General features: G+C 68.6%; 17 protein-coding genes. 9 read left to right on the top strand and 8 right to left on the bottom strand.

The genetic code is table 11. The annotated features are described in order from the left end of the window. Positions 1-38: 38 nt before the first annotated feature. From BM417_RS27245 to BM417_RS27235, 3 genes are read left to right on the top strand one after another with little or no spacing between them, the layout of a single operon-like run. Complete coding sequence (locus BM417_RS27245; RefSeq protein ID WP_093600302.1) at positions 39-1,136, top strand: Re/Si-specific NAD(P)(+) transhydrogenase subunit alpha; 1,098 nt, start codon at positions 39-41, stop codon at positions 1,134-1,136. Next, positions 1,133-1,399, top strand: a complete 267-nt coding sequence (locus tag BM417_RS27240; RefSeq protein ID WP_053737731.1) for an NAD(P) transhydrogenase subunit alpha — start codon at positions 1,133-1,135, stop codon at positions 1,397-1,399. The genes BM417_RS27245 and BM417_RS27240 overlap by 4 nt, the downstream gene beginning before the upstream one ends. Continuing rightward, on the top strand, positions 1,396-2,754 hold the full coding sequence (locus tag BM417_RS27235; RefSeq protein WP_093600296.1) for an NAD(P)(+) transhydrogenase (Re/Si-specific) subunit beta: 1,359 nt from the start codon (positions 1,396-1,398) through the stop codon (positions 2,752-2,754). The genes BM417_RS27240 and BM417_RS27235 overlap by 4 nt, the downstream gene beginning before the upstream one ends. Here BM417_RS27235 and BM417_RS27230 read toward each other — a convergent pair. The 3 genes from BM417_RS27230 to BM417_RS27220 all read right to left on the bottom strand — a co-directional run bounded on the left by BM417_RS27230 (position 2,720) and on the right by BM417_RS27220 (position 6,660). Then, positions 2,720-4,693, bottom strand: a complete 1,974-nt coding sequence (locus tag BM417_RS27230) for a diguanylate cyclase domain-containing protein (protein ID WP_093600293.1) — start codon at positions 4,691-4,693, stop codon at positions 2,720-2,722. The two genes, BM417_RS27235 and BM417_RS27230, sit on opposite strands and share 35 nt — an antisense overlap. A gap of 55 nt (positions 4,694-4,748) precedes the next feature. Further along, the gene (locus tag BM417_RS27225; RefSeq protein ID WP_093600290.1) at positions 4,749-5,552 is read right to left on the bottom strand and encodes an SAM-dependent methyltransferase; all 804 of its coding nucleotides are present in this window, start codon (positions 5,550-5,552) and stop codon (positions 4,749-4,751) included. A gap of 73 nt (positions 5,553-5,625) precedes the next feature. Further along, positions 5,626-6,660: an MFS transporter gene (locus BM417_RS27220; protein ID WP_093600287.1), complete on the bottom strand. Its 1,035-nt coding sequence runs from the start codon at positions 6,658-6,660 to the stop codon at positions 5,626-5,628. Positions 6,661-6,717: 57 nt separating this feature from the next. On the opposite strand from BM417_RS27220, the gene BM417_RS27215 reads away from it, so the two are divergent. Genes BM417_RS27215 through crcB form a run of 3 tightly spaced genes read left to right on the top strand, consistent with a single transcriptional unit; the run spans position 6,718 to position 7,851 of the window. Next, positions 6,718-7,161 (top strand): MarR family winged helix-turn-helix transcriptional regulator, encoded by a 444-nt coding sequence (locus BM417_RS27215; protein WP_093600284.1) that lies wholly within the window; start codon positions 6,718-6,720, stop codon positions 7,159-7,161. A gap of 4 nt (positions 7,162-7,165) precedes the next feature. Next, the gene (locus BM417_RS27210; RefSeq protein WP_245822190.1) at positions 7,166-7,516 is read left to right on the top strand and encodes a fluoride efflux transporter FluC; all 351 of its coding nucleotides are present in this window, start codon (positions 7,166-7,168) and stop codon (positions 7,514-7,516) included. Then, positions 7,513-7,851 carry a fluoride efflux transporter CrcB gene (gene crcB / locus BM417_RS27205; protein ID WP_093600278.1) on the top strand — a complete coding sequence of 113 codons (339 nt, stop codon included), beginning with the start codon at positions 7,513-7,515 and terminating at the stop codon, positions 7,849-7,851. The genes BM417_RS27210 and crcB overlap by 4 nt, the downstream gene beginning before the upstream one ends. Before the next feature lie 52 nt (positions 7,852-7,903). Here the strand turns inward: crcB and BM417_RS27200 are convergent, their stop codons facing one another. Beyond that, complete coding sequence (locus tag BM417_RS27200) at positions 7,904-10,135, bottom strand: HelD family protein (RefSeq protein WP_093600275.1); 2,232 nt, start codon at positions 10,133-10,135, stop codon at positions 7,904-7,906. A gap of 143 nt (positions 10,136-10,278) precedes the next feature. Then, positions 10,279-10,707 (bottom strand): MarR family winged helix-turn-helix transcriptional regulator, encoded by a 429-nt coding sequence (locus tag BM417_RS27195; RefSeq protein WP_093600272.1) that lies wholly within the window; start codon positions 10,705-10,707, stop codon positions 10,279-10,281. A 135-nt stretch (positions 10,708-10,842) separates the two neighbouring features. Between BM417_RS27195 and BM417_RS27190 the strand changes: the two genes are divergently transcribed. The 3 genes from BM417_RS27190 (at position 10,843) to BM417_RS27180 (ending at position 12,386) form a co-directional block, all read left to right on the top strand. Further along, the gene (locus BM417_RS27190) at positions 10,843-11,445 is read left to right on the top strand and encodes a hypothetical protein (RefSeq protein WP_093600269.1); all 603 of its coding nucleotides are present in this window, start codon (positions 10,843-10,845) and stop codon (positions 11,443-11,445) included. A gap of 1 nt (position 11,446) precedes the next feature. Continuing rightward, positions 11,447-11,665, top strand: a complete 219-nt coding sequence (locus BM417_RS27185; protein WP_093600266.1) for a DUF6343 family protein — start codon at positions 11,447-11,449, stop codon at positions 11,663-11,665. 94 nt (positions 11,666-11,759) lie between these two features. Then, entirely contained in the window at positions 11,760-12,386 is a 627-nt protein-coding gene (locus BM417_RS27180; RefSeq protein WP_093600263.1) for a TetR/AcrR family transcriptional regulator, read from the top strand. On the opposite strand, the gene BM417_RS27175 is transcribed toward BM417_RS27180, so the two are convergent. The 3 genes from BM417_RS27175 to BM417_RS27165 all read right to left on the bottom strand — a co-directional run bounded on the left by BM417_RS27175 (position 12,374) and on the right by BM417_RS27165 (position 15,504). After that, positions 12,374-13,714 (bottom strand): dihydrolipoyl dehydrogenase family protein, encoded by a 1,341-nt coding sequence (locus BM417_RS27175; RefSeq protein WP_093600260.1) that lies wholly within the window; start codon positions 13,712-13,714, stop codon positions 12,374-12,376. The genes BM417_RS27180 and BM417_RS27175 overlap by 13 nt on opposite strands. Positions 13,715-13,899: 185 nt before the next feature. Further along, positions 13,900-14,259 carry a VOC family protein gene (locus BM417_RS27170; protein WP_093600257.1) on the bottom strand — a complete coding sequence of 120 codons (360 nt, stop codon included), beginning with the start codon at positions 14,257-14,259 and terminating at the stop codon, positions 13,900-13,902. A 12-nt stretch (positions 14,260-14,271) separates the two neighbouring features. Beyond that, positions 14,272-15,504 carry a hypothetical protein gene (locus BM417_RS27165; protein ID WP_093600254.1) on the bottom strand — a complete coding sequence of 411 codons (1,233 nt, stop codon included), beginning with the start codon at positions 15,502-15,504 and terminating at the stop codon, positions 14,272-14,274. Between the last annotated feature and the right edge of the window lie 14 nt (positions 15,505-15,518).

Genomic DNA, 15,518 nt, shown 5'->3' with positions numbered 1-15,518 from the left:
GTGGCCCAGGTCACCTTTGATCGCGTAACGTGCGTACGGTGAAAGTGGGAACCCCCGCAGAGTCGCGGCCCGCCGAGCGCCGAGTCGCCTGCGTACCGGAAACGGTGTCGTCGTTGGTCGACGCTGGACTGACCGTGCACGTCCAAGAAAACGCCGGGCGTCATGCCCACGCCCCCGACGCCGCCTACCGCGCGGCCGGGGCGACCGTGACGCCCGAGGACCCGACGCCGGAATCCGACGTCGTCGTGTCCGTGCAACCGCTGACCATCGACCAGGCCGAGAAGCTCAAACCCGGCGCGGTCACCATCAGTTTTCTGCAGCCCCAAGGCGAGCGGGAACTACTAGAGGTCTATGCGCGGCGGAACGTCACGTCGTTCAGCTTCGACCTGCTGCCCCGGGTCACCCGTGCCCAGAGCGCGGACGCCCTGTCCTCGCAGGCGTTGGTCGCCGGTTATCGGGCCGTCCTGGTCGCCGCCGAACGACTGCCGCGGTTCCTGCCGATGTTCACCACCGCCGCCGGCACCGTGCCGCCCGCGAAGGTGCTGGTGCTGGGGGCCGGAGTGGCTGGTCTGCAAGCGATCGCGACCGCACGCAGGCTCGGCGCCGTCGTGGAGGCCTACGACGTGCGCAAGGCCGCGGGCGAGGAGGTGCGCAGCCTCGGCGCGAAGTTCCTCGAACTCGAACTGGAGACCCAGTCCGGCGTCTACGCGTCCGCGCAGTCCGAGGAGTTCCTGGAACGCCAACGAGAACTCATCGGCGAGCACGTCGCGGCGTCCGACGTCGTGATCACCACGGCCGCGATCCCCGGCCGCAAGGCCCCGGTGCTCGTCACGACCGACATGCTCAAGGCCATGACCCCCGGTTCCGTGCTGGTCGACCTGGCGGCGGAGTCCGGCGGCAACTGCGCGGCTTCCGTTGTGGGACAGGAGACCTGGGTCGGCGAGGTGCTCGTGCACGGCGCGTTGAACCTGCCGTCGTCGATGCCGGTGCACGCGAGCAAGCTCTACTCGCGCAACGTGCTGAACCTGCTCAAGCTGATGATCGCGGACGGGTCGGTGCGGCCGGACCTCTCCGACGAGGTGCTCGACGGCTGCTGCCTCACCCACGACGGTCAGATCCGCAAGGAGTTGCCGTGATCGACCTGCTGACGATCTTCGTGCTGGCCGTCTTCGTGGGCTTCGAGGTGGTCTCGAAGGTGTCCACGATCCTGCACACGCCGTTGATGTCCGGTGCCAACGCCATCCACGGCGTCATCCTGGTCGGCGCGATCCTGATCACGGGGTCCGCCGAGAGCACCCTGGAGCTGGTTCTGGGGCTGCTCGCGGTGTTCCTGGCCACGGTCAACGTGGTCGGCGGCTTCGTGGTGACCGACCGGATGCTGGAGATGTTCAAGCGATGACGGTCCAGTTGATGTACCTCGTCGCGTCGGTGTGCTTCATCCTGGCGCTGAAAGGCCTGAGCTCGCCCAAGTACGCGCGCTACGGCAACTTCATCGGCGCGTTCGGCATGCTGGTCGCCGTCATCACCGCGTACGTGCACGGCGTCGTCCACAACGGACTGTGGATCCTGATCGCCGTCGCACTCGGTGTCGTGGTGGGCATTCCGGCCGCGCGGTCGGTGAAGATGACGGCCATCCCGCAGATGGTGGCGCTGTTCAACGGAGTCGGTGGCGCGGCGGCGGCGCTGGTGGCACTGGCGGAGTTCTTCGCGGTGCCGGACACCGACTTCCTGTTCCGGCTCGCGACCGTGCTGACGGTGCTGATCGGCTCGGTCAGCTTCTCCGGTTCGGTGGTCACGTTCCTCAAGCTTCAGGAGCTGATGACGACCCGCCCGGTGCTGTTGCCGGCCGGGCAGCAGCTCGCGATCGCGGCCGGTGTGTCGTCGGTTGCCCTGTGCGCCTTGACGACAGCGGTGCCGAACGGGTTCCTGCTGTGGTTGCTGGCGGTCGTCGGGCTCGCTTTGGGCGTGTTGTTCGTGCTGCCCGTCGGTGGCGCGGACGTGCCGATCGCGATCTCGTTGCTCAACGCGTTCACCGGCCTCGCGGTCGCCGCGTCCGGGTACGTGCTGGCGAACACGCTGCTGATCGTCGCGGGCACGCTCGTCGGCGCGTCCGGCACCATCCTGACCCGGCTGATGGCGCAGGCCATGGGGCGGTCGCTCACGAACATCCTGTTCGGCGCGTTCAAGGCGACAACCGTTGCGGTGCACGGAGAAGAGCAGCGGACGGTCAAGTCGGGCACGGTCGAGGACGTCGCGATCCTGCTGGGATACGCGAACAACGTGGTCGTTGTCCCGGGGTACGGGCTCGCGGTCGCGCAGGCGCAGCACGCCGTGCGCGAGCTCGTGTCGCAGCTCGAACGGCGTGGAGTCTCGGTCGCGTACGGGATCCATCCCGTCGCGGGCCGCATGCCGGGGCACATGAACGTGCTGCTGGCCGAGGCGGACGTGCCGTACGAGCAGCTCAAGGAGCTCGACGACGTCAACCCCGGCATCACGTCGGTCGACGTGGCCGTGGTGGTCGGCGCGAACGACGTGGTGAATCCGGGCGCGCGGGACGAGCCGTCCAGCCCGATCTACGGCATGCCGATCTTCGACGTGGACCGCGCGAAGTCCGTGGTGTTCATGAAGCGCTCGATGCGGCCGGGGTTCGCGGGCGTCGACAACGAACTGCTCTACAACCCGAAGACGACGCTGCTGTTCGGGGACGCGAAGGACTCGCTCACGAAGCTGCTGGCGGCGGTGAAGCAGCTGTAGCCAGCAGTTCGGTCACCTCTTCCGCGGTCAGAGCGGGCAGCAACCCGATCACGCCGTCCGCGCCCGCCTGTCTCCAGTGCTCGGCGTCGGTGAGGGTGTGCACCTCGTCGACGCCGAACCGCACTCCGAAGCTGTGCACGGTCGCGATCAGGGCGCGCATCGCCTGGTGCAGCGGGGAGTCCGGGTCGGGCGCGGGCGCACGGGTGATCACCGAGCGGACCGGCACCTCGGTCAGGACGGCCAGTTCGTCGTGGCCGCCGTGGAACCCGTCCAGGGCCGTGACGATGCCGCTGTCGTGCAGCACCACCGCGTTGTCGTCGCCCGCGAGCACCGACGAGATGTCCAGGGCGAGCCGCAGCCGTTCGGGCGGCAGACCTGTCTCGTCGAGCGCCCGCTTGACGTCGGCGACCAGGTCCTCGTCGCGAGACTGCAAGGCGCCCAACGCGATGTGCAGCGTGGGCGCCCGGTCGCCGAACTCCTCCACCCATCTCGCGGCCTGCGCGCACGCCTCCCGCAGCAGCCACCGGCCGATCGGCAGCGACAGGCCCGTCGAGTCGGCGAGCGCCATGGTGTCGTTGTGGCTCAGGTCGTCCCAGTGCAGGCGGGCGACGGCGCCGAGCACCTCGCTCGTCTCCAGGTCGTGCACGGGCGCGTAGACGATCTCGATCTCACCGTGCTCCCACGCCCCCGGCATCGACGCGGCCAGCGCGTACTTGCCGCGGCGGCGGGCGTCGTCATGCGGGTCGTGCAACGCCCACTGCCGTTTGCCGCGCGCTTTCGCCTGGCGCAGCGCGGAGTTCGCGCAGCGCATGAGCTCGGAGGCCGTCACGAACGCCGGCGGCCGGTCCACCACACCGATGCTCGCCGACAGCGCGATGCCGTGATCGTCCACAAAGGTCGGTTCGCCGAGGACCTCCTGGATCTCCTCGACGGTCGACGTGACGGTGTCCGCGTTGACCATGATCGCGAACTCGTCACCGCCGACCCGCGCCAGCACCGCGTTCTTCTCGGCGGCGAACCTGCTCAGCCTGGTCGCGACGATCTTGAGCAGCTTGTCGCCGGTCTCCTGGCCGAGGCCGATGTTCACGACCGAGAACGCGTCCAGACCCAGGTGGTACAACGTGATCGGCCGGCCGTCGAGCTGCCGTTCCACCTGGGAGATGAAGTGCTGGCGGTTCGACAGGCCGGTGAGCGAGTCGTGCAGCAGCTGGTGGTCGAGGTTGCGCTGCAACAGGTGCAGCTCGCTGATGTCCTCGACCATCGTCACGTGGTGCGTCGGCCGGCCGTCCGCGTCGCGCAGCACCGACACCGCGAGGTACACCCACACCGGTTCGCCGTCCACGCGGACCAGCTTGCGCTGGTCGCGGAACCTGTCGATGTGCCCTTCCTGCACCTTCCGGTACGAGGCGCCCAGGGCGGCCACGTCCTCGGGGTGGTAGAACTCGCGCAGGTCGCGGTCGTTGACGTCGGCGCCCGACTCCAGCCCCACGATCTCGGCGAGCGCGTCGTTCGCCTGGACGCACCTGCCGGTGAAGTCGGTGATCGCGATGCCCAGCGCCGCGGAGTCGAACACCTCCTGGAACCGCGCCTGGCTGACCATCAGCGTGCGCTCGACCCGCTGTTTGGCCCGCACGATCGCGACCTTGATCTCCTCCTGCTGGTCGAACGCGTCCATCCGCATGGCCTGGGCGTACGCGGAGGCCATGCGGGCCAGCACGGGTAGTTCGAACGTGGGCGAGAGAACCTCGATCGTGGCACGCAACGAGTCGGGTCCGGTCGCGTGCAGTGACACCAATCGATAGGCGACCGATTCGGGTGACTCCGGCAGTTCCCGCAGCGAGTCGAGCAGCGCCTGCTCGATTTCGGCGTGGGACAGCGGGATGTACGCGGTTGGAGTCAGCGCGTGCATCCAGCGGGCGGCGAGTTCCGGTAGTTCCATCCTGTTCACAGAGCGTACGGATTCACCGCTCCCACGGCCAACAACGACAGGCGCACTACAACTTCCGGCCGACGGCGGCGTAGATGCCCGCCCTGTCCGGATCGTCGGTGTTCGTGCCCTCCGGCCGCCACAACGGCGTCGGCACGATGCCGGGCTCGAGAAGTTCGAACCCGCTGAAGAGCGCCTCGATCTCGCTCTTCGTGCGCGGGTACATCGGGTTCTGGCTCTTCTTCATGACCTCGACGATCCCGGCCATCTCCTCGGGCTGGAGGTCCTGCGTGAACTGCGAGACCGCGAGGTAGCTGCCCGTGGGCACGGCGTCGCGATAGGCCGCCACGATCGAGTTCGGGTCTGCCTGCGGCGGCACGAAGTGGAAGACACCGGCCGTGAGCACCCCGACAGGCTGCGAGAAGTCGATCAGGCCGCTGTGCCGCGCCGACCGCAGCACCGCGTCGGGCCTGGTCATGTCCTCCTGGATGATCGTCGCGCGCGGGTCGCCCTCCAGGATGAGCTGGCTGTGCGCGACCGCGACCTCCTCGAAGTCCACGTAGACGACGTGCGCCTCCGGATCGGCCTTCCGGGCGATCTCGTGCACGTTGCCGACCGTCGGGATGCCGGAGCCGAGGTCGAGGAACTGGCGGATGCCCTCGTCGATCATGAGCAGCACGGCCCGGCGCAGGAACGCCCTGTTCAGCCGGGCGATCGTGCGGGCGTTCGGCTGGGCCTGGAGGAACTTCTCCGCGAGTGCCCGATCGGCCGCGAAGTTGTGCCCTCCCCCGAGCAGGTAGTCGTAGAGGCGCGCCGCGCTCGGCCTGCCCACGTCGACGCCTTCCGGAACCCAGCTCACCCGTTCAGACATGTGACCAGGCTACTGAGACGCCACACGCGTACGGCGGCGCTTGAGTCCCATTGCTCCAACAGAACCGCTGCTATCACTGGAAAGTGTGAATCAGCAGCGTCGCCACGGCGACGCCCAGTGCCGTGCCGAGTCCCCGCGCGACGTTGACCAACCCGCTCCCGACCCCCGCCGACCCCTCCGGCAGCGCGCCCATCACCCGTTTCGTGCAGGCCGGCGCGATGATCCCGAGCCCGACGCCCGCGACGACGAGCTGAATCACCTGCGGCACAGGCAGGATCAGCGCGACGGCCGTGATCAGCGCTCCGGTCCTGATGCCCGGCCTGCTCAGCACCGTCGCCGCGATCGCGAACCCGAGCGGCAACGCGGCGACCGTGAGTCCTATATGTGCCAAGGGTTGTTTCATGGTGAACGGCAGCAACGTCATCGGCGCGAACAACGCGGCATAGGTGAGCAGCACGCCCACCAGCCCCGGCAGGACCTGCCACGACGGTTTTCCCTTGTCACGCGCGGTTTTCGTGCGGGGCAGCAGGTAGTGACCCATGACCATCGCGACGACACCGATGGGCACGTTGATGGCGAACACGGCCTGCCATCCGTAATTCTCCGTGAGGTACCCGCCGAGCAACGGCCCGGCCGCCAGTCCGGTGGCTTGAGCCGCGGCCTGCACCCCGAGCGCCCTGCGCCGCTGCTCCGGCGCGACCGCCGTGGTGACCAGCGCGACGCTGTTCGCCTGCAACATCGCCGCACCCACGGCCTGAGCGATCCGGGCGGCGATGAGCGAGTCGAACCCCGGCGCGTACACGCACGCGATGGACGCACCGGTGAACAACGCGAAGCCGTAGATGTAGACGATCTTGCGGCCGATCCGGTCCGCGATCCTGCCCATTGGGACGAGCAGCGCCACGAGCGTGATCAGGTAACTGAGCGAGATCCACTCCGGGTCGGCCTGGAAGTGCGCGCTCATCGCGGGGAACGCCAGCGTGACGATCGAGGCGTCGAGCTGCCCCATGAACGCACCGAAGCAGACCGTCGCGATGACCAGCCAAGGCGCGTACGACCGGCGGGCGATCCACGCCGGTCTGGGCGACTCCGTGACGAACCAGTTCATCGTGGTCCGATTATATCTGACACAGAGCTATTGTCGTGAGCCCAGTAAGATTTCCGCATGTCAGACGAAGCCCGCACGCTCACCGACGTCGTCACTCGCCTGCGCCGGGCGTTGCGGACGAGCATCCGGGCCGACTGGCCGTGGGAGTCCCTGCCGATGGCGCAGGTAGAGCTGCTGCAGACCCTCGCGGAGCGCCCGCCGATGAAGGTCGGCGACCTCGCCGCGGCGCTGCGGCTGGCCCCCAACACGGTGTCCGGACTGGTGTCCCAACTGATCGACTCAGGCCTGGTCGTGCGCGGCGGAGACCCCAAGGACAGACGGGTAGCGCGGCTATCCGTCTCACCCCGTGGACACGAACAGCTGCTCGTCTGGCAGCGCGAACACGAGAAGCGGATCGGTGCCGCACTGGGCAAGCTGGAGTCCTCGGAGCGTGAGGACGTCGTGCGCGCGTTGAAGGCCCTGGACCACCTGGTGGAGCACCTTGCAGAGCCCACAGCCTGAACCGGTGGACCCGGACGTCGACCTCCACGTCCCGGCACAGCGCGCCGAGCTCGGGCTGCCGTTCGTCGCGCTGGTGTCGCTGGGTGGCGGACTCGGGGGAGTGGCGCGCTACGGCCTGTCGGGTTGGGTTCCGGGCGCGTGGGGGCTGTTCGTCATCAACGTGCTGGGGTCGTTCCTCATCGGCGTGCTGATGGGGCTGGTGCCCAAGCCATTGGTGCGCGCCTTCTTCGGGGTGGGGATCCTCGGCGGGTTCACGACGTTCTCGTCGTACGCGGCTTCGTGGTCGTGGGCGCTGCTGGCCACGCCGGTTTGTGCTGTGCTGGCGGCGTTTCTCGGGTTGCGGGTGAAGCGGTGACGGTGCTCGTGGTGTTCCTCGGGGCTGCTTTGGGTGCTCCGGCGCGGTATCTGCTCGACCGGTTCGTGCAGTCGCGGCACCCGTCGGACTTCCCCTGGGGCACCTTGACGGTGAACGTCGTGGGATGCCTGCTCATCGGGTTCGTCGTTGGGACGTCCTGGATGCCGCTGCTCGGGGTCGGGTTCTGCGGTGGGCTCACCACGTACTCGACGTTCAGCTACGAGACGGTGAGGCTGCTGGAGGCCGAGAAGTACCGGTCCGCGTTGCTGAACGTCATCGTCAGCGTGGTGCTCGGTGTCGGCGCGGCGGCGGTAGGTCTCGCTCTGGCGCACTGACCTCGGGAGAGCCTGGGGGCGAACAACCGCCACCCAGGCTTCCGGTCGGTCGCTACGAAACGTCCTTCAGGCGGGACAACATGTCCGGCAGCGTTCCGGTGTGCACGACGCTGAGCCGTTGCGTGGCACGGGTCAGCGCGACGTACAGGTCCGACGCGCCGCGCGGCGACTCGTCGAGGATGCCGTCCGGGTCGACGACGACCACCGAGTCGAACTCCAGGCCCTTCGCGTCGGTCACGCCGAGCACGACGACCTGGGCCTCTTCCAGCTCGTTGCCGACGGAGGAACCCGGGACCGACGACGCCACGGCGGAACCCACCGACGACAGCAGCGCGGCCGGCACGATCACCGCGATCTTGCCGTCGCCGACCGCCGTGACCTCGCCGGCGATCAGCGCGGGCACCTCGGACGGGTACGACGACACCGTGGAGACCCAAGGTGCCACACCGGTTTCCCGCACCGACGTCGGCGGCACCAGGGAGGCGTCGACCGAGGCGAGCACGTCCGCGGCCACCTCCATGATCTCGGCCGGCGTGCGGTAGTTGACCGTCAGTTCCGTGAGGCGCCAGCGGTTCTGCACGTACGGCGACAGCACGGAGCCCCACGAGGTGGCGCCGCCGATGTCGCCAGTCTGTGCGATGTCGCCCACGACCGTCATGGACTTGCTGGGGCAGCGGCGCATCAGCGTGCGCCACGCCATCGCCGACAGTTCCTGGGCCTCGTCCACGATGATGTGGCCGAACGTCCAGGTGCGGTCGGCCGCGGCACGTTCCGCCGCGGTCTCGTAGCGGTCGACGCCGTGGCGCTCGGCCAGGCGGTACGCGTCCATCAGGTCCGTGGCCATCAGGATGTCGGGGTCCGCGTCGTCCTCCAGGTCGAGGATGTCGAGAACTCCCTGCGCGTACTCGATGGCCTGGCGGCGCTGACGTTCGGCGCGGGCCTTGGCCTCCGTGTCGTCCTCGCCGAGCAGTTCGGCCGCCTCGTCCAGCAACGGGACGTCGGCGGGTGTCCAGTCGTCCGTCGAACGCTGGAGCAGGTCGCGCTCTTCGCGGGTGAACTTCGACATCGCGCGGTTGCGGCGCTTCGGGTTCGCGTAGAGCTCCGAGAGCAGCGAGAACGGCGTCAGCACCGGCCACAGCGACGAGATCGCGGCCTGGACCTCCTCGGACTCGCGCAGTTCGCGGCGGATGTCGTCCATGTCAGCCTTGTCGAGCAGGTGCCCGCCCAGCCTCGAAGCCACCATGCCCGACAGCGTCGAGATGATCTCGCGGGCGAACGTGCGGCGCGCCTCGTTGTGCGCGCGGCGGGTCCGGCGTGCCCTGCCTCGCGCTTCGGAGATCGCACGGCGGTCCAGGCGCAGCACGTCGTTGTCGAAGCGGATCTCGACGGACGGCGGTGCCTCCTGGCGGTCCCGCACGGCCGCGGCGATCACGTCGGCCATCTGGATGCGGCCCTTGACCGCTGCCGCAGCGGCCGACTCGCGGCCGGTGGCGGTCAGGTTCGGGTAGAGCTCGCCGACCGTGGACAGCAGGACGCCGGTCTCGCCCAGCGACGGGAGGACCTGACTGATGTATCGCAGGAACGTCGTGTTCGGGCCCACGACGAGAACGCCGCGTTTCGCCAGCTGTCGACGGTGTGTATACAGCAGGTATGCGGCTCGGTGCAGGGCCACGGCGGTCTTGCCGGTGCCGGGTCCGCCCTGTACGACGACGACGCCGTTGAGCTCGGACCGGATGATCCTGTCCTGCTCGGCCTGGATGGTCGCGACGATGTCGCTCATCTGGCCGGTGCGCGACTCGTTCAGCGCGGCGAGCAGCGTCGCCTCGCCGGTCAGCGACTCGCTGCGGCTCACGTCGGCCGAGTTGATGTCGAGCACCTCGTCGTCGAGGCCGATCACCTTGCGCGAGCGGGTCCGCAGGTGCCTGCGCCGCCGCACGCCGTCAGGGGAGGCGGCGGTGGCGAGGTAGAACGGCCTGGCGGCGGGCGCCCGCCAGTCCATCAGCAGCGGCTCGTATTCCTTGTCCTCGTCGAAGAGACCGATTCGGCCGATGTAGAAGCGGTCCTCGTTGTGGAAATCGAGCCGGCCGAACGCGAGTCCGTTCTCGACGGCGCTGTACTGGGCCAATTGATCTGTGTACATCGCGACGGACGTGTCGCGCTCGGACCGCATCTGATGCGTGCCGCCGGTTTGTCGCAACGATTGTGCGAGTCGTTTCGACGTCTGTTCGCGGAGGTCGTCGAGCCGGCCGTACAACATGGCCACGTATTCCTGCTCCGGCTCCATTTCGGCGAGCCGGAGGTCATCGGAGGGGCTTGACAACTTGCCTCATTTCTCGATACAATGCGACGTCGGATTGTTATTCCGATTCGCGCTGTAGTTGTACAAAAACAGGCTGCCCGCGCCGGGTTCGCGTGAGCGCAGACTGTCTAATCTACACGCATATCAGCGTGATGCAGGTACGCCTTACGCAGCAGTGTGGCCAACGTATCGCGCTCGTGCGGGGTCAACGGTGCCAGCAGCTCGTCCTCATGCGCCCGAGCCGCCTCCAGTCGCTCGCGCAACGCCTGTCTGCCCCCGTCGGTGATCGACACGGTGAACCGCCGCCGGTCTCTCTCGTCGCGTCTGCGCTGGGCGAACCCGAACCCCTCGAGCTCGTCGAGCACCGACACGAGGTCGCTCGGGTCCATCCGCACCCGGTCGCTGATCCGCTTCTGCGCCACCGCCTCCTGCTCGGACAGGTACGCGAGCACCGTCAGGTGAGGCCCCCGCAGATCCGCTCGCCCGATCCGGCGCGCTTCCCGCACCAGCCCGAGCATCAGGTAGCTGGGAAGGCACAGAAGCTGATCAATGCTCATGTCGTCAGTCTAGAAAAGATCTGTCCCCCGATCGTGGATAGCGCTCCGTGATGAACCGCCCCGGACGGGGGCCGACAGGGTGAGCGTTGGGGTGACGTTTCTCCGCAAACCACCAGGAAACGGCAAGGTGGGGGTATGACGCGTGCGGAGATCGTCCGGCTCGCCCGTTGCGTGGTGCGCCGGCCCCGGTGGCAGCTCGTCGTGGCGGTCCTGCTGTCCGCGTGGACGCTCGCCTGGGTGCTCGGCCAGCTCGCCGATGATCCCCTGAGCCCGCTCGGGCTACTCGCCTGGACCGGCATTCCCCTCGATTCGGCATCCCTATGGGCTCAGGAGCGCGCTGAGGTCCTCGTCTGGTTCGCCACGCTCGGCGGCCTGAGCTGGGCGGCCACCACCGAACAGGGTCAGCTGCCCGCTCTCGCCGGGTGGTTCGCGGTGCTCGTCGCGGGAGAAGCAGCCGGGTACGAGCACGCGGTCCAGCGGGCGATGCTCAGCATGGTCGTGTTCCTGCTCGTCCTCGCGGCCGTGTCGATCACCGGACGGCGCGCGTTCGTCGTCGACCGCGTCGCCGTCATGCCGAAGGACGTCGTGCGAGCGGGCATCACCGCCGCCGTGCTGACCGCCGTGGTCCCGCTCATCGCCCCTGGTCTGGCCGTGACGCGTCTCGTCAGGCCCTACGTGACGAAACCCCCGCGCCGGCTGAGGCGGGTTGAGGCACCGTTGCTGCGGGAAACCGGGTGAGGTGAGCGACTACCTGCCACCCCCTGCGCCCCCGCGCAGCGCGCTGACCTTGCGGTTGTGGCTGGCCGGGTTCGGCCTGGTCTTCAACTCGGTGGCGGGCTGGCTGGCGCTGCGAGCTGACCTCGTCTGGCTTGGAATCCTGCTTTTACTACTCGCCGTCGTCTGCCTCGTGGACTTCGGTTGGGTCGTTCATCGCAAACGGCGCGGAGATCCGGGCTGAACCTGTCGGCAACCTGTGCTGGGCAATAAGCACTCTTATGGATAAAGATGTTCGTGTGCATGAAGATCCGGCAAAAGGCAGGTTAGCCAGGGTGATGCGCCGGCAGCCTGTGCAACAGCGCGGCGCGGCGACTGTCTCCGCGATCCTGGACGCTTGTGCGAGCCTGCTGAACGAATACGACTACGACGACATCACCACGGCTCGCATCGTCGATGTGGCCGGAGTGCCCATTGGTTCCTTCTATCAGTACTTTCCCGACAAACGATCCGTTGTGCACGCTCTGGCACTTCGCGGTATGGAGACCTATCTCCGCGAGATCGAGGAGCTGTTCGCCGCGGATCTGATCGCGGACACGTGGCGCGGGGCCATGACGCAGATCGTCGCGGTGTACATGCGGATGCTGACGGACGTGCCGGGCTTCGGCCGGGTGCGGTTCAGCGACATGCTGGACAGCCACCGGCTCGACTCCAGCGTCGACCAGTACGAGCTGATGGCCGAACGGCTGGCGGAGATGTTCGTCAACCGGTTCGGCGCCCACGGCGACGCCCCGGTGATGCTGACGTTCCGGATCGCCGTGCAGACCGCGGACGCGCTGTTCAAGCTCGCCGAACGAGTCGACGAGGACGACCGCGCGTACGTGATCGGCACGGCGAACGAACTGCTCACCGGCATGCTCGGGTCCGTGCTCGAAGAGCCCCAGGACCCGATTCAGAGCCCGTAGGACTCCAGCAACCGCAGCCACACCTCGCTGATCGTCGGGTACGAGGGCACCGCGTGCCACAACCGGTCCACGGTGACCTCCCCGACGATCGCGACGGTGGCCGAGTGCAGCAGCTCGGCGACGTCCTGACCGACGAACGTGACACCGACGAGCGTCCGCGTGCGCTCGTCCACCACCATCCGAGCCTTGCCCTTGTACCCGTCGGCGTGCAGCGACGACCCGGCGACCGCGATGTCCAGGTCGACCACCTTGATGTCACGGCCCTGAGCCCGCGCCTCCTCGGCGGTGTGCCCGACGAACGCCACCTCCGGGTCGGTGAACACGACCTGCGGCACCGCCACGTGATCAGCCCACGCCTGGCCAGCCGACCACTGCTTCGGCTCGAACCCGCGGGACCGCTCCAGGATCGCCGTGCCGACCGCCCGCCCCTGGTACTTGCCCTGGTGCGTCAGCAACGCCCGGCCGGTCACGTCACCGGCCGCGTACAGCCAGCGGCCGTCCACACCGGACACCAGACCGGAGTCGTCGATGGTCAGCGGCTTGCCGTCTTTGGTCGCCGGTACCCGCCCGGTCGCGACGAGGATGTGCGACCCCTGCACGACCCGGCCGTCCTGCAACGTCAGCTCGCCCGGCTTGATCGACGAGGCACGCCCGTTGAGCAGCACCTCGACGCCGTCCTCCCGCAGGCCCTCCACGACCAGCGGGCCGACGAAATCCTCCAGCCTCGGCAGCGGCCGGTCACCGGACACCACCAGCTTCACCTTCGAGCCGAGCCGCGCCCACGCCTGCGCCATCTCGACACCGACGACCCCGCCGCCGAGCACGACCAGCGACTCGGGCACTTCACGGGCCGACGTGGCCTCGCGCGAAGTCCACACAGGAGTGTCGGCGAGGCCCTCCAGCGGCGGCATCTTCGGCACGCTGCCGGTGCACACCACCACGGCCTGGCGAGCGCGGTACACCTCACCACCGACGGTGACCTCGCGTTCGCCGGTGACCTCACCGTCGCCGCGGATGACGTGGATGTTCTCCGACTCGGCCCACTTGACCTGGCCGGTGTCGTCCCAGTTGGAGGTGAAGCCGGTGCGCCGCTCCAGCACCGCGGCCGCGTCGAGCGACCCGCCGACCACACCCTTGACCCGCTTCGCGGCGGCGAGCGCGTGCCCCGAACGCAGCAGCGCCTTCGAAGGCATGCACGCCCAGTACGAACACTCGCCGCCGACGAGCTCCTTCTCGATCATGGCGGTGGACAGGCCCCCCGCGGCCGTCCGCCAAGCCACGTTCTCACCTACGGGGCCACCACCGATGACGATGACGTCGAAGTCCATGGCGCCACATTAGGCCCTGCGCCGCAGGTCCGTGTTCGCGAAAGCCGGGGCTGAGGCGGCCCCTGACGGCACGGGCGGCCGACCCGAACACAACACCGGTGTGCAGGTCAGCCGCCCGCACCACCAGGAACCACCTCAGCCGCGACTTTCGTCGAACGAGACCCGCGGCGCAGGGCCTGCCCGGATCAGGAAAGCCACACGAGGCAGAAAGGGTGCCCGACCGGGTCCGCGTAGACCCGGAACCAGCCGCCGGTGTCCTTCTGCAGCAGCCGCGCGCCGAGTGCCAGCACCTTCGGCTCCGCCTTCTCGACGTCGTCGACCACGACGTCGAGATGGACCTGCTGAGACGCGTGCGGATCAGGGAACACCGGCGCCACGTACTCGGGGGCGAGCTGGAACGCGAGCCGTGTGCCGTTGGCGACGATCACGACCCACGTGTCGTCGCCGTAGGGAAGACGTTCGGCGCCGAGCAGGTCTTCGTAGAACGACGCGAGCTCCGCGGGATTCGGGCAGTCGAGCACGACAGAACGAAGTTGTCCGACCATGCCCTCCAGCCTCTACCGGGTGGCAGGAAGCCGCAACGCCTGCTTGGCGATCGGGTCGAGCGTCCGATCGCCCGCGCCACCCGACCACACCGCGAACGCCAGCGTCACGTGGCTGCCCTTGGTGCCGTTCGCGAAAGCCGCGTTCTCCAGCGGCTTGCCGTCCAGTCCGTGCACGCCACCGGATCCCGGCAGCACGACGACCGCGTGCAACGACTTCGCGCTGGGCGCGTCGTACAGGTCCATGTCCGCCACCAGCACGGTCGCCGCCTTGCCCTGCACCGACGTCTCGTAGGTGGCGCGCAGCAGCACGCCGCAGTCGTTCGCGATCAGCCACGCCTTCACGTCGCCGAACGCCTGCGACTGGCAGTCCTGGTCCTTCTTCATCTCCTTCGGCACGAACGTCGTGCCGTCCACGACCACCGTCGTCGGCTGCGTCGAGGTCGGCGCGGGCGTCGCGTCGGCCGGCTTGTCGTCGCCGGGCAGCGCCACCACCAGCCACCCGACGAGGATCAGCGCGACCACCGCCGCGACCGCGAGGTACGGCCAGGTCAGCTTGCCGGGCAAGCGTTTGCGCGAGAGCATCGGCCTCATCGCGGCCTTGGGGATCAGCATCGTGTTGGCGGACGCGAGATCCGACACCGCGTCGCTGAAGCCCTCGGAGAGCAACGACCGCGCGTCCGGTGGCGTGCCGGTGGTCTGCAGGATCGCGAGGAGCTTCACGGCGTGGTCGGCCGTGCAGGGCACCGTCGAGGTCGCGAGCTCACGGGCCGCACTGAGCAAAGTGGACGGTTTGGGGTGCAGCACCCGCACGCCTCGGTTGAGGTCGACCGTCGGCTGCACGACCTGGTCCACGAACGGGCCGACCGCCACGACGGTGCTCACCGGGAGCGGTTCCGCGCGCATCGCCTGGATCCGCTGCGCCACCGCGGTCGCCGCCGCCACGGCCTCGGTCGCCGGGTTGGGCGCGCCGTCCTGGGCGACCAGCGGCCAGCCGTCGATCGTCCACTGACCGCCGAGCGGTGCCTCCAGCTTCAGCGCGGGGTCGGGCAGATCGACACCGACGATCACGAGAACGCCCTTGGGCAGCACGACGATCGCGTCCAGCGGCATCGGACAGTCGGGTGGTTGCACGCCGATGAGCGCAACGCCACCCAGAGCTTGGGTACCCGCGCCGCAGGCCGTGAGGGCGGCACGGACGTCCGCCCCAATGGCCGAAGGTTCAGCGCCCAGACGGATCAGCCGCACGAGTCCCTACCTTT

It is taken from the genome of Lentzea waywayandensis, assembly GCF_900115955.1.
GTDB lineage: Bacteria > Actinomycetota > Actinomycetes > Mycobacteriales > Pseudonocardiaceae > Lentzea > Lentzea waywayandensis.
The sequence above is the reverse complement of the archived record's forward strand: the minus strand, read 5'-3'. Positions and strand labels throughout refer to the sequence as shown.